Origin of the sequence: Adhaeribacter soli (assembly GCF_008727925.1) — a bacterium.
GTDB lineage: Bacteria > Bacteroidota > Bacteroidia > Cytophagales > Hymenobacteraceae > Adhaeribacter_A > Adhaeribacter_A soli.
On record NZ_VTWT01000001.1, the window covers coordinates 659,827 to 673,022 of the forward strand.

Sequence of the window (13,196 nt, forward strand, 5' to 3'; positions counted from 1 at the left end):
AAAACTAAACCAGCGTATCGCCTTTCATGCCTACTGAGTTCAGGAGTTCGTAGGTGAAAACTCCTTTCTGTACGGCCGGATCGGTTTCCGTTAATTTCTTCAGTTCTTCTTTATCCAGGGAATTGTAAATGCCTACGGCTGCTACATCGGTGTTGTCCATTACCGGCATGGAAAGCAGCATTTTGCCTTCGTTGCGAAGTTTGAATAAATGCGGTAAGTGCTCGGCCTGGATAATTTTTTGCGCTTCTTCGGAGGCAAATTGCGGGCCTTTTTTAAGCAGTAAAACCGTGTATGGTTTCATGTTGGCCATTTGCGGCAGGATGTCGGCCGGCACAAACTGGAAGTTCGGGTTTTCCATAAAAAAAATTTAATCAGGTTAATGGATCATCAAAGATAGCCATTTAACCCAAACCCGTTTCATGAGATAGCCGCAAAAGAAAGGTCAGAATTCTTGAAATCCTGACCTTCAATTTGTCTTTCTGATTAAGTTACTTCTTCCCCACAAATTCCCCAAAAGTATAGACTTCTTCTTTCAGGAATTTATCGCCCGATTTTTTGATGATGCAGAGGTTGTCGAGGTTCATGGTCCAGTCGAAGCGGAACTGGTTGAGGTAGTGCAGTACGGGAGCAAGGCTCCAGGAACTGGTATCGCCGAGCGCTAGGGTTAAATGCGGCATCCAGAGGTTGGGGTCGTAGAAATGACCGATCTGGTCGCTGAATTCGCCGATCTCCTGATGCAGGCGCGCGTGGAACCGGTTAATTTCGCGTGTACGCAGGATCGGAATATAGATAACGGGTTTGTCGCCGGGGAAAATGCCGATACCCATGGTACGCGCCGAAAGTGGTTGCGATTGTTCGGAAAGTTTCCGCAGATAATCTTTCAGGACAGACATTTTAGAGACATCGGTCGTGAGCCAGGTCAGGTGCGGATAGGGGGTAAGCTGCACGCCTTTCAGGCCGAAAATAGAATCGAGCTGAATAACGATCTTGTTAACTTTTTCCGAATATTCCTGGTCCAGCAGGGAGGCAACAGCGAGCATAATTTTACTTTCCGTTTGAAACTTTAAATAAGCGAGAAAGATTTCAGATTGCAACCGAAAAGTACATCTTTTTCTTTTTAACCCAGGAAAATAACCAGTTTACGGCCTTTTTGTTAAACAATGCTGTTAATATTCTACCGGGGTGTATTTAACAAGGTACCAGGTTAACCGATCGTCCCGAAAAGGTTTATAACCGCTAAACCAGCATGTTGGTGAATCTGAATGATTATAACGGTGGCGTTTGGATTAATATTATGAATTTCGCGGGAAAGGCAAAAAAAGATAAAGGTGTGAAAATTATGTTTAGAAAGTTAATGTGAAACTTACATAGTTTTGGAAATAATTACAAGCTAATACCCCGTAGCGTAGTAGGGTCGTTCATTCTGGCTAATGACTATCCCCTTGAGGGGATCATAGGGGTGTTAACACGATATTTGATAAATATCAGCAGGAGTAAACACCCCTCTAACTCCCCTCAAGGGGAGAATCCGCTAGAATGAAACAATCTCCCCGTAGCGTAGGGTTTAAACCCTACGCTACGGGGGGTACTGATTTATAGAATGCATTTAATATTAATAGATTCACTTCCAGGTAAAAGCTGATAATTCCGAAATTCCAACATATAGAAACAGATGGGAATTAGGGCAGCACTTTTTTCGTTGTAGAACATAGCCTTTAATCGGCAGGTAGGGCAGGTGCGGCAATTCAGCACAAATACCTACCTTTGCTTTTTCATTTTTACCGCATCTATGATCTCTGTAAATAACCTTGAATTTCATTTTGGCAGCCGTGTACTTTACGAGGACGCCAACCTGCACATAAAACCGAAAGATAAGATCGGCCTGATAGGGCTGAACGGTACCGGTAAATCTACCTTCCTTCGGGTATTAGTAGGTGAATACAAACCCGATGCGGGCAGCATTCAGATGAGCAAGGATACCACCATCGGCTTCCTGAACCAGGACCTTTTGAGCTACGATACGCACGAAAGCATTCTGAGCGTGGCCATGCAGGCGTTTGAACAGGCGCTGAAGTTACAGAAGGAAATAGACGAGGTGCTGCACCAAATGGAAACCAATTACCAGGATGCGCACGTGGAGAAACTGGCCAAATTGCAGGACCAATTCGATGCGCTGGATGGGTACAACATTCAAAGCAAAGCGGAAGAAATCCTGGAAGGACTGGGTTTTACCACCGAAGAACTGCAACGGCCGCTGAAAACGTTTTCCGGTGGCTGGCGCATGCGCGTGATGCTGGCTAAAATCCTCTTACAGAAACCTTCGCTGCTTTTACTCGATGAGCCTACCAACCACCTGGACTTACCTTCCATCAAATGGTTGGAAAGTTATTTGGAAGGGTATGAAGGCGCGGTAATTATCGTATCGCACGACCGGGAGTTCCTGGACAAGACCACGAACATGACGGTAGAAGTTTCGCAGCAAAAACTGAACGTGTATGCCGGTAATTATTCGTTTTATTTAGAGGAAAAAGAACTCCGCAACGAAATTCAGAAAGGCGCCTACGAAAACCAGCAGGCTGCTATTCGCCAGACCGAACGGTTCATTGAGCGTTTCAAGGCCAAAGCAACCAAAGCGAAACAGGCGCAAAGCCGGATGAAAGCTCTGGAACGCATGGAGCGCATCGAAGATGTGGCCTCGGATGCGCCAAAGGTAAATTTTAAGTTCCAGTTCAGCGTGGAGCCGGGCCGCCATATTTTGCGCCTGGAGCACATGAGTAAAAAATACGGCGACAAAATCATTTTCCGCGATACCAACGTGAATATTGAGCGCGGCGATAAAATTGCCTTGATCGGAGCGAACGGGAAAGGTAAATCGACGCTCATGCGCATTGTAGCCGGTACCGAAGCGGTTGACGGCAAAAGACAGTTAGGGCACAACGTGATCATGGCATTTTATGCCCAGCACCAGTTGGAAAGCCTGAACGTGGAAAACGAAATTCTGCAGGAACTGACCGAGGCCGGCAGCAAACGCAACGAAATGGAATTGCGCACCATTCTGGGTTCTTTCCTTTTCACCGGCGACCAGGTTTTTAAGAAGATCAAAGTGCTTTCGGGGGGAGAGAAATCGCGGGTGGCTTTGGCGAAAACGCTGATCTCGGAAGCCAACTTCCTGCTGCTCGATGAGCCTACGAACCACCTCGATATGCAGTCGGTGAACATCCTGATCCAGGCGCTTGACCAGTACGAAGGCACGTTTGTGGTAATTTCTCACGACCGTTTCTTTGTAGAGAATGTGGCCAACAAGATCTGGTACATCGAGGATTATCAGTTGAAGGAATACCCGGGCACGTACCACGAATTCGAGTATTTTATGGAGCAGAAGGAAAAGGAGCGGAAGCAGAATGCCGTGAAACCGGAAAAATCTGCACCCAAAGAAGAACCGAAAAAGCCTGCGTTCAGTGCTAACGGGAATTCCCAGCAACTACAGAACGACCTCAAAAAAGCGAACAAGCAACTGAAAGAGCTGGAAGACCAGGTTTCTAAACTGGAGCAGGAGCTGGCACGATACGAAGCCCAACTGGCCGATCCGGACATTTATGCTAACGCCGACAAGCTGAAAGATACCACCAAGAAATTTGATCAAACCAAAAAGGAACTGGACGCCAAAAGCAAGCTCTGGGAAAATGCCATGGAGCAGGTAGAAGAATTAGAAGGACAACTTAAGGGTTAAATTGTTAATTGTTAATTGCTAAGCTGATTATTGAGGTTTATTCAAAAAATTAATGTCGCTGTTTCAAGTTTTTAACTTGGACATGAATCCCATTGCTTGTCGGGATTTGTAATCCCGACTTAACCGAGCGGTGGGATTTGTAATCCCACTTTCTAAAACTTAACTTGGTCATGCACTACTTAAGCAATACAAAATTTCAAATAGCGCAATGATTTCCGTTGCGCTATTTCTTTTTAAAATAATCTGTAATTTCAGCGTTATTATTACCACTTGCTGCTTCTTTCACCTGAAAACAAACCGATGACTTTTTCTTTCCGAAACTATACCCTTCTGGCTTCTCTGGGAATGGCTTTGCTGGGCTGTGTGCCCTTAGGCGAACCGATTACCGGGGAAAGCAATACCAGTACCGTTACCCGATCGCCGGAGTATTATGCCAAACGGACGCTCCGCTACGAAGATTTTATTTATTCCGACCAGATAAAAACGGTGCAGTGCTATGCCGGCACCGGCACTGCCGAAGAAGTGCTTACGGCGCCGGTAATTTCCATTGAGCAGGGCGTGCCGGTGGTGCTGGAGTTCGATGAGCTGAGTACGGATCAGAAACGTTTTAAGGTGAAGCTGGTGCATTGCGATTATAACTGGCAGCCTTCTAACCTGGCCGATATTCAGTTTGCCACCGACTACAACGAATATTACATTACCGATATCCGGCCATCAGGCAATACAAAAGTGCCGTATTTCCATTACAGGTTTGTTGTGCCGCGGGTGAAAATCTCCGGAAATTATCTGCTTTCGGTTGCCGATGAAGATGGCAGTTACGTGCTGACGCGCCGCATTATGGTGTACGAAAATGTGGTGGCTGCCAGCCTGAAACCAACGCTTTCGGCAGGGGTGGGGGAACGGTTTTCGATGCAGCAGTTTGACATTAATATCTTGTATCCGAAATACAGCCTGGTTAATCCGACCCAGGAAGTGAAGATCGTTTTGCGGCAGAACCAGCGCTGGGATAACGCCAAATTCAACATCCGTCCGACCTACGTGCATGATGCGCAACGCCGCCTGGAGTACACCTTTTTTGATGCACGCAACAATTTTTTCGGCCTGAATGAATTCCGGGTTTTCGATACCAGAAGTTTGCGCTACACGGGCTTTAACCTGGCTTCCATAAACCGCGAGGCCGACCCGACCGAAGTATTACTGCAGGTGCAGAAGAACCGCTCCAAAGAAGCGTATGCGCGTTACCCGGAAATAAATGGCAAGTATATTATTGAAAACCGGGAATACGGCAGCGGCAACACCGAAGGCGATTATGCCTGGGTGAATTTCCAGTTAAAAGCCGACGAAAAAGCACCGGGCGACGTTTACGTATTCGGTCAGCTAAGTGAGTGGAAATTACAGGAACAATTCAGAATGAATTACGAACAGGATAAACAACTTTACACCGGCCGCGCGTTGCTGAAGCAGGGCTACTACAACTTTATGTTTGCCCTGAAAACCGGCGCGAATTTACCGGATGAACGCTACTTCGAAAACAGCTTCGCCGATACCGAAAACTTCTACGATTTGCTGGTGTATTACCGTCCGCCGGGAGGCCGCGCTGATCTGCTGATTTCCTATGTGGCGCAACATGTGAATAGTAACCGGTAGTTTGGGAATTTGGAGATTTGAAGATTTGGAAATTTGAAGATGAGATTTCCTTAAAAACTAAAAAGCCAGCCTTATTTTTTGGGGCTGGCTTTTACTTTTCTTATTTAGATTCAGATTTCTCCTCCTCTATTTTGATTCTAGTTTTATAACTTGTGTAGGATGTAAAAATCAGAATTGTAATATTTGAGATGATGGTAAATGCCCCAAGTAATATGAATTCTGAATCTGCCCTATCTGAAGCAAAATCATAAATTTTTGCACCTATGAAAGTCATTATTGTAGCCATGATTATTGCAGCTACTTTCCAGTTTCTTTTCTGGTTCAAATAAAAAACAATGCTAAAAAATAAGGCTGAAAATATTCCTGCAAAGGCTATCAAAGTAGCTGTATCTTCTGCTGTCTCAACTACTCGTAGCTGACCTTGTGCAACCGTGATATTTGAGATGAGAAAGAAGGCGAAGGTAAATTGCAGAATTATTTTTTTCGATTTTGGCTTTTGTCGCATTTAAGGTCCTTAAGGAGAAGATGAATGTTTAAATATAAATCACAATTAGATTTAAAACAAAGCCCATAAAAAACTAAAAAGCCAGCCTCATTTCTGAAGCTGGCTTTTGCTTTTTTAGCTGAAATAGTTACCGTTTCTGGTTAGTCGGGATGGCCGGATTTGAACCGACGACCTCCAGCACCCCATGCTGGCGCGATACCGGGCTACGCTACATCCCGAAGGTTTCCGGCTGCTAATTTGCTGAACTTTTCGGCCGGAAACAATACCGTTTACTTAAAATTTTCGGGCTTAAACGTTGAAACGGAAGTGCATGATATCACCGTCCTGCACCACGTACTCTTTGCCTTCCACGGCCATTTTACCGGCTTCTTTAATTTTGGCTTCGGACTTGAATTCTTGGTAATCTTTCAGCTTAATAACCTCTGCGCGGATAAAGCCTTTTTCGAAATCAGAGTGGATTACGCCGGCGGCAGCAGGCGCTTTCCAGCCTTTCTGGATCGTCCAGGCGCGTACTTCTTTAACCCCGGCGGTGAAATAGGTAATCAGGTTCAAGATGGAATAAGAAGCGCGGATCAGTTTATTTAAACCCGATTCTTTTAAGCCATATTCTTCCAGAAACATCTGCTTTTCTTCTTCGTCTTCGATCTCAGCGATCTGAGATTCGATGGCGGCAGAAATTACAACTACTTCGGCGTTTTCGTCTTTTACGTGCTCCTTCAGCGCATCAACAAATTGGTTACCGGAGTTGATCGAAGCTTCGTCTACGTTGGCCGCATAAATTACCGGTTTAATGGTAAGCAGTTTCAGGTCTTCCACCGCTTCCAGGTCTTCTTCGGTTACATCTAAAGAGCGGGCATTTTTACCGTCTTCCAGGTGCGCTTTGAATTTCTGTAAACTGGCCAGTTCCTTCTTGGCTTTGGCATCGCCGGCCTTGGCGGTACGCTCCACTTTCTGGATCTTTTTATCTACCGATTCCAGGTCTTTGATCTGCAATTCGGTATCGATAACGTCTTTGTCGAAAACCGGGTCTACGCCACCGGCCACGTGCACAATATTCGGGTCGTCGAAACAGCGGATCACGTGAATGATAGCATCTACTTCGCGGATGTTGGCCAGGAATTTATTGCCCAGACCTTCGCCTTTAGAAGCGCCCTTTACCAGACCGGCAATGTCTACGAACTCGATAATGGTTGGCAGCACACGCTCCGGGTGCACCAGCTCTTCCAGGATCTGCAGGCGGTCGTCCGGCACGGTTACTACGCCTACGTTCGGCTCGATGGTACAGAAAGGATAGTTGGCAGATTCAGCTTTGGCGCTGGAAATGGCGTTAAATAAGGTAGATTTTCCTACGTTCGGCAGCCCGACAATTCCGCAGCGAAGTCCCATAATATTTTATTTGTGTTTTGTTCTTGTTTGAAATAGTGGTTTTGGAAACCGGGCGCAAAGATACGGTTTATTTGAGAATTGCTGATTGTAAATTGTTGATTGATTTTTCTATCGGTTATAGAAACTATGTGTCCTTAATTCGTTTGTTGTCCCCTGAAATACCTCCTATTTACTTCAAAAGGAATAAACGATGAAACAATTAAAGTTTTGTCAGGGGACCATGGCATATACACATCCTAAAGAACCAACATCACCTCGGTCTGTGCCCCCACAGACCGAAGCAGAGGCCTTAAAATTAGCAACGGTTTTGCTATCTAAACTATAAAGAAGTTCGAAATTCCGCCATTTCCGGGCAAAGCGTTTATTATGCATTAATGAGAAGGTAGCTCTTTAATCTTTACCTGCAGTGCTTCGGTCTGTGAGGGCACAGACCGAGGTGAAAGGTGCTGTATCCAATGGCTGTCCCCTGACAGTTATCTTATCTAAATCAAAAAGGAAATTAACGATGAAGCAAATAAAGTTCTGTCAAAGGACAGAATTTGGAGTCCGAAATTCTATCCAAACAACATGAATAAACTTTAAGCATCGCACCGGTGTATTTACTTTAAAAGTATTGTCCTGAAGATCCTTTAATCCCGGAAATCCTGATTCTGAAATTAAAAAAAAGCCCCGGTAAAAACCAGGGCTGTAAAATTTCGGATTCATAGTTTAGGGGGAGCACTATTCCCATTTCAGTTCTTCGTCGAGCATGGCTTCGGCGGGCTCGTTTTCCAGACGCTCCAGTTCAGCGAGGTCTTCTTCGGAAAGGAGATTGGTTTTTACGTGGTCGATGGTGCCTTGCAGGGCTTCCATGAACTTGGCGAAGTCTTCTTTGTATAAGAAGATCTTGTGTTTCTCGTAAGAGTATGTATCGTTGTTGAACTTGCGCTTACTCTCCGTAATAGTCAGATAGAAGTCGTTGGAACGCGTTGATTTTACATCAAAGAAGTAGGTGCGTTTACCGGCTCTTATTCGTTGCGAATAAATTTCTGCTTTTTCGTTGTTCTCTTCCACAGGGCTTTATTTAGATACATTTATTTTATCTGCTAAAAATAGAAGATAAGTTTGAACAATAAAAATTTTTCGCGGAAATTTAAAGCAATTTAACACCTTATTTAAGTTGCTTACACCGTTATAATCGTAGCGTTTAAAGTAAGTAGTTCGTTTTCAAAGGTATAAACATGGCTCAACAAATAGATTTAGCAACGGTAAGGCAGTTTGGTAACATGGAGTTTCTGGCCCGGCAATTGGTGGAAGGCTTTATCACGGGCCTGCATAAATCGCCTTATCACGGGTTCTCGGTAGAGTTTTCGGAACACCGGCTTTACAACAGCGGCGAAAGCACGCGCCACATCGACTGGAAAGTTTTTGCCCGCACCGATAAATTATTTGTGAAGCGCTACGAAGAAGAAACCAACCTTCGCTGTCATATTCTGCTCGACGTTTCGCCTTCGATGTATTACCCGGAAGAAAGCAACGGCAAATTAACATTCAGTGCCTTGGCAACCGCCGCGCTGGCAACCATGCTGCAAAAACAACGCGACGCAATCGGGTTGGTAACTTTTTCAGATAAAGTGCATTTGCAAACGCCGGTAAAATCTACCGGTTCCCATGTGCATACCCTATTAATTGCATTGCAGAATTTGCTGAACCAGCCGCGGCCCACCGGTCAGACGGATGTGGCTACGGTCTTGCACCAGATCGCACAACAAATTCCGAAGCGTTCTTTGGTTATTATTTTCAGCGATATGCTGAGCCGTCAGGAAGACACTACCGCCATTTTTGCCGCCTTGCAGCACCTGAAACACCAGAACCATGAGGTATTGCTTTTTCACGTAATGGACCGGAAAACGGAGGAAGCTTTTGAGTTTTCGGAGCGGCCTTATTTGTTTGTGGACGTAGAAAGCGGGGAGGAGCTGAAGTTACAGCCAAGTCAGGTTCGCGAAAGCTACAAAGCAGCCGTAGAGAAATTCCGGCACGAACTAGAGCTGAAATGCGGGCAGTATAAGATCGATTTTATTGCCGTGGATATTAACGAGCCTTTTGACAAAGTGCTTTACGGGTATCTGGTGAAGCGGGGGAAAATGAAGGGGTGATTTTTGCTTCAGCACCTGAAATACAACCACCCCCAACCCCTCCTTTTTTAAGGAGGGGAGCTTTTACTTTCTGCATTAAGTTAATTTCTACGCCTTTGAATCTACCGTTTACCTGCTTATGCCTTAATTCCTTCTTGCTATTAAATACAACCGTAAAATATACGGTATGAAGTAGCTCCCCTCCTTAAAAAAGGAGGGGTTGGGAGTGGTTGTATTTCCATGCACGAAAGCAAAATCCTACCCCGGCATATTATCCAGGCTTTTCCAGAGGTATTTGCAGGCGAGGGTACGGTAAGGTTTCCAGTTTTCGGCAATTTCGAACATGCGGGTGCGGAGCGCTTTCTTTTCTTCGGTTAAACCATACTGTTTTTTCATTGCGTTCTGTATGCCCAGATCGTCGGCGGGAAAAACATCCGGACGTTCCAGCGCAAACATTAAGAGCATTTCAGCAGTCCAACGACCAACGCCTTTTATTTTAGTGAGGTGTTTTATTAGATCTTCATCTTCGAGGTGGGCAATTACTTCCGGTTCCAGTTCTCCGCTTTGTTTAAATTCCGCTACTGCCCGCACGTAACCAGCTTTTTGTCCGGAAAGTCCTACGCTCCGGAGGATTTCAGTGGGTTGCAGAAGAACTTCTTCGGGGTGCGGGTATTGGGTTGGAAACAAATTCAGGAAGCGCTGGAAAATAGTGGCAGCGGCTTTTACCGAGAGTTGCTGCCCGACAACCGAGCGCAGCAGCGTATGGTAAAAATCGGGTTCCGGATGCGGGATAATTGGTGGTAAGGTATTTATCAGATTCTCTATTACCGGATCGGTGCGCAGGTGCTGGATTGCTGCTTCGTAGGCCATTACTTTTTAACGGGAAATTGATACTGTTTTTAAAGAAGATTGAAAATAAAGGAGGCTGAAGATTTATTTGCGGTCGCTGTTCAACGCGATCTTCCAGGGCTTTACTGAAACTTTCAGGAGTCCGCTTTTTACGCAAGGGTCATTAAAAGCAATGGATTCAGCTTCCTGCTGGTTTGTTGCTGCCAGAATCATTAGTGCGCCGGTATTATCGGTAAACGTACTTGTTTTCAATAACTGATCCGATTCCAAAAAGTCTTCCATGTATTCGGCGTGCCGGGAGATTTCCGGTTGTTTGAAAAAGGGCCGGTCTTTTACCCAGTTTTTACCCGGGGAGTGGTGCAGCACGTAATAAACCTCCGGCGTAACCGAATCCTCCGACTTCGACTTTACCGGTTTGGAAAATTTAACTCCCAATAGTAGCAGGGTAAATAGCATTGCCGGTAACAGCCATTTCGTTTTCATCGGTTACAAATTGCAGGTTTGAAGCTGCTAAATATAATAAATTTATAATATTGTTGACTTTTTTATTTTTCTGTTTGAAAGGATGATTGATTAAAGTTTCCTTTAATGTATTCAGAATTTTAAAAGGGAGGTTAAGCAATCGGAAAAAAGGCTAACCCATGGCCCAGGTTTAGGCGGAGCTACAATTTGTGATTTTTTTCTTAGCCGGTTTGTAAAGGCGGAAGCTGCTGCTCTACACTTCCAGAATTTCAAAGCAGCAGCTTTGGTTATAGCAGCCGGATTAATTGCCTTGCAGGCAAGGTCTTTACAAACTGACCGATAAACTACACAAGTTAGGCTCCGCTACACTTTTGAGATGAGTATAAAAAAATAGGGTATGTATAGCAGCAGAAGCTAATTCAGGCTTTTCAGTACCCGGATCGTTTGCTCCAGCATTTTATCGGTGAAATTGAGGTGGGTTACGAAGCGGATCTGCATGGGGCCAAAGCCGGAGGCCAGTACGTTTTCGGCGCCAAGTTTCGCCAGGAATGCATCGGGCGTATATTTTTCGTTTAGTTTGAAGATGACGATGTTGGTTTCTACCGGTAATATATCGGCTACAAAATTGCAGGTTTTCAGGGCTTCTTCCAGCTGTTTGGCGCGTTTGTGGTCGTCGGCCAGGCGGTCTAAATTATTTTCCAGAGCAAAAATGCCGGCAGCGGCTAAATACCCCGCCTGGCGCATGCCGCCGCCCAGGGCTTTGCGAATGCGGCGGGCTTTTTTAATGTGGGCTTCCGAACCAACAAGCACCGAACCAACCGGCGTGCCGAGGCCTTTGGAGAAGCAAATAGAAATAGTATCGAAGTACTGGCCGTGCTGGGCCGGGGTTTCGTTGGCAGCAATTAAAGCGTTAAAAACGCGGGCGCCGTCGAGGTGCAGTGCTAAATTATGGGTGCAGCAAAGTTCGGCAATAGGGGCAATTTCAGCGGCCGTATAATAGGAGCCGCCGCCTTTGTTGGAAGTGTTTTCGAGCGAAACCAATCTGGTGATGGGGTAATGAATGTTGTCGGGGCGGATGTTTTCGGCAATTTGCTGAGCAGTGATTTTACCACGAACGCCGGGCAAGAGGCAAACCGAAGCGGCCGAATTAAAGGCAATGCCACCGCCCTCGTAATTATAGATGTGCGCGGTCTGGTCACAGATCACTTCCGAAAGTGGTTCGGTGTGCAGCTTAATAGCGATCTGATTGGCCATGGTGCCGGAAGGGCAGAAGAGTCCGCCTTCTTTGCCAAAGAGCTGAGCGGTAGCTTTTTCCAGGGTGATTACCGTAGGGTCTTCGCCATAAACATCGTCGCCGACCTCGGCCTGAAACATGAATTCCAGCATGGCCGGGGTAGGTTTGGTAACGGTATCGGAGCGGAGATCGATTAAATTCATATGTTTTTCGGTAGATTTAGTTTTAAAATTAAAAATATTCTGTTACTTTTGCGTTCCAATTTTAACTATTGAAAGATGGCTATTACAAGATTAAAAAGAAAAGACCGTAAAAATAAAGCTAGAGCAAATAACAAGCAGACAGTAATTAAGCAATTACTACGCGTGCCGGTTATCAAGAACGTAGATCCGGAAGAACTGAAAGCTCAGTTCGGCAAAAACTCCGGTGGGGTAGTGAACCGCGCGAAAGAAGCCATCTCTGAAGCGGCAAGCACCGTTGCTCATAAAGTTGAAGACGTAGTTGAAGCTGTAAAAAGCAAAGTAGACGACGTATTGCACTCCGGCGAAGAGAAATCTGCTGAGTAATTTTTGCTGTTAAAGCTTTGGTCGTTTTAATCTGATTGGCTTTAGCAGTTTTTAGTGTAATTACCATACTGTTTTCATAAAAAGTAAGGTGTGCCTGTTCCGGCACACCTTTTTTGCGTTTCAGCCTACCCTTTTTCCGAGTTCCACTACCTGCAGGTTCTCAATTTTGCCGGCGTTTATTTCAAACAGCATCATGGTGCGGACTTTATGAAAACCGTGCCGCCCGGCTGCGCCCGGGTTTAAGTGCAGCAAACCTAATTTTTTGTCGGGCATTACTTTCAGGATGTGCGAGTGGCCGGTAATAAAAAGCTTCGGCGGATTTTGCTGAATTTCATTTCTGATGTCGGGGTGGTATTTGCCGGGGTAGCCGCCGATGTGGGTCATAAGCACGTCCAGGCCTTCTACTGTGAAGCGGTTTACCTTGGGGTGGATCTGGCGGATGGTTTGCTCATCGATGTTGCCGTACACGCCGCGTAGTGGTTTTAAACTGGCCAGGGTATCCGAAACTTCCAGGTTGCCGAAATCGCCGGCGTGCCAGATCTCGTCGCAGGCGCTGAGGTGGTGCAGGATGCGGTCGTCGAGGTAGGAGTGGGTGTCGGAGAGGAGGCCGATTTTCATGGGTTTGTCTTGTTAGGAATTGCAAAGTTAGTTGTTTACTTTAAGTAAAATTTTCTGAAAAAATTATAGAATAATTACAACTGGA

At 45.6% G+C, this 13,196-nt stretch carries 13 protein-coding genes and 1 tRNA gene; 4 read left to right on the plus strand and 10 right to left on the minus strand.

All coding sequences use genetic code 11. From position 1 onward, the window contains the following. Positions 1–4: 4 nt before the first annotated feature. Together F0P94_RS02655 and F0P94_RS02660 are read right to left on the minus strand one after the other, a co-directional pair. Positions 5–358 carry a YciI family protein gene (locus F0P94_RS02655; protein WP_150902141.1) on the minus strand — a complete coding sequence of 118 codons (354 nt, stop codon included), beginning with the start codon at positions 356–358 and terminating at the stop codon, positions 5–7. A gap of 130 nt (positions 359–488) precedes the next feature. Then, positions 489–1,040: a 2'-5' RNA ligase family protein gene (locus F0P94_RS02660; RefSeq protein ID WP_150902142.1), complete on the minus strand. Its 552-nt coding sequence runs from the start codon at positions 1,038–1,040 to the stop codon at positions 489–491. A 749-nt stretch (positions 1,041–1,789) separates the two neighbouring features. On the opposite strand from F0P94_RS02660, the gene abc-f reads away from it, so the two are divergent. Both abc-f and F0P94_RS02670 read left to right on the plus strand, forming a co-directional pair. After that, a complete protein-coding gene (gene abc-f, locus F0P94_RS02665; RefSeq protein ID WP_150902143.1) occupies positions 1,790–3,730 on the plus strand; it encodes a ribosomal protection-like ABC-F family protein in 1,941 nt (646 codons plus the stop codon). 300 nt (positions 3,731–4,030) lie between these two features. After that, on the plus strand, positions 4,031–5,377 hold the full coding sequence (locus F0P94_RS02670) for a type IX secretion system plug protein (RefSeq protein WP_150902144.1): 1,347 nt from the start codon (positions 4,031–4,033) through the stop codon (positions 5,375–5,377). A gap of 100 nt (positions 5,378–5,477) precedes the next feature. Here F0P94_RS02670 and F0P94_RS02675 read toward each other — a convergent pair whose 3' ends face one another. From F0P94_RS02675 to F0P94_RS02690, 4 genes are all read right to left on the minus strand, one after another. Next, positions 5,478–5,882: a hypothetical protein gene (locus tag F0P94_RS02675; RefSeq protein WP_150902145.1), complete on the minus strand. Its 405-nt coding sequence runs from the start codon at positions 5,880–5,882 to the stop codon at positions 5,478–5,480. 144 nt (positions 5,883–6,026) lie between these two features. Next, positions 6,027–6,100: transfer RNA gene (locus F0P94_RS02680), tRNA-Pro, on the minus strand. Between the two features lie 70 nt (positions 6,101–6,170). After that, positions 6,171–7,268 carry a redox-regulated ATPase YchF gene (gene ychF / locus F0P94_RS02685; protein ID WP_150902146.1) on the minus strand — a complete coding sequence of 366 codons (1,098 nt, stop codon included), beginning with the start codon at positions 7,266–7,268 and terminating at the stop codon, positions 6,171–6,173. 720 nt (positions 7,269–7,988) lie between these two features. After that, complete coding sequence (locus F0P94_RS02690) at positions 7,989–8,321, minus strand: DUF3276 family protein (RefSeq protein WP_150902147.1); 333 nt, start codon at positions 8,319–8,321, stop codon at positions 7,989–7,991. Between the two features lie 167 nt (positions 8,322–8,488). Here F0P94_RS02690 and F0P94_RS02695 point away from each other — a divergent pair, with 167 nt between their 5' ends. Then, on the plus strand, positions 8,489–9,403 hold the full coding sequence (locus F0P94_RS02695) for a DUF58 domain-containing protein (RefSeq protein WP_150902148.1): 915 nt from the start codon (positions 8,489–8,491) through the stop codon (positions 9,401–9,403). Between the two features lie 237 nt (positions 9,404–9,640). Here F0P94_RS02695 and F0P94_RS02700 read toward each other — a convergent pair whose 3' ends face one another. The 3 genes from F0P94_RS02700 to F0P94_RS02710 all read right to left on the minus strand — a co-directional run bounded on the left by F0P94_RS02700 (position 9,641) and on the right by F0P94_RS02710 (position 12,130). Further along, positions 9,641–10,252 carry a DNA-3-methyladenine glycosylase family protein gene (locus F0P94_RS02700; RefSeq protein WP_150902149.1) on the minus strand — a complete coding sequence of 204 codons (612 nt, stop codon included), beginning with the start codon at positions 10,250–10,252 and terminating at the stop codon, positions 9,641–9,643. Between the two features lie 63 nt (positions 10,253–10,315). Further along, on the minus strand, positions 10,316–10,714 hold the full coding sequence (locus F0P94_RS02705; RefSeq protein WP_150902150.1) for a YciI family protein: 399 nt from the start codon (positions 10,712–10,714) through the stop codon (positions 10,316–10,318). Between the two features lie 393 nt (positions 10,715–11,107). Further along, positions 11,108–12,130: a threonine aldolase family protein gene (locus tag F0P94_RS02710; RefSeq protein ID WP_150902151.1), complete on the minus strand. Its 1,023-nt coding sequence runs from the start codon at positions 12,128–12,130 to the stop codon at positions 11,108–11,110. A gap of 75 nt (positions 12,131–12,205) precedes the next feature. Between F0P94_RS02710 and F0P94_RS02715 the strand changes: the two genes are divergently transcribed. Beyond that, a complete protein-coding gene (locus F0P94_RS02715; RefSeq protein WP_150902152.1) occupies positions 12,206–12,493 on the plus strand; it encodes a hypothetical protein in 288 nt (95 codons plus the stop codon). Positions 12,494–12,613: 120 nt separating this feature from the next. Here F0P94_RS02715 and F0P94_RS02720 read toward each other — a convergent pair whose 3' ends face one another. After that, positions 12,614–13,111 (minus strand): metallophosphoesterase family protein, encoded by a 498-nt coding sequence (locus F0P94_RS02720; RefSeq protein WP_150902153.1) that lies wholly within the window; start codon positions 13,109–13,111, stop codon positions 12,614–12,616. Between the last annotated feature and the right edge of the window lie 85 nt (positions 13,112–13,196).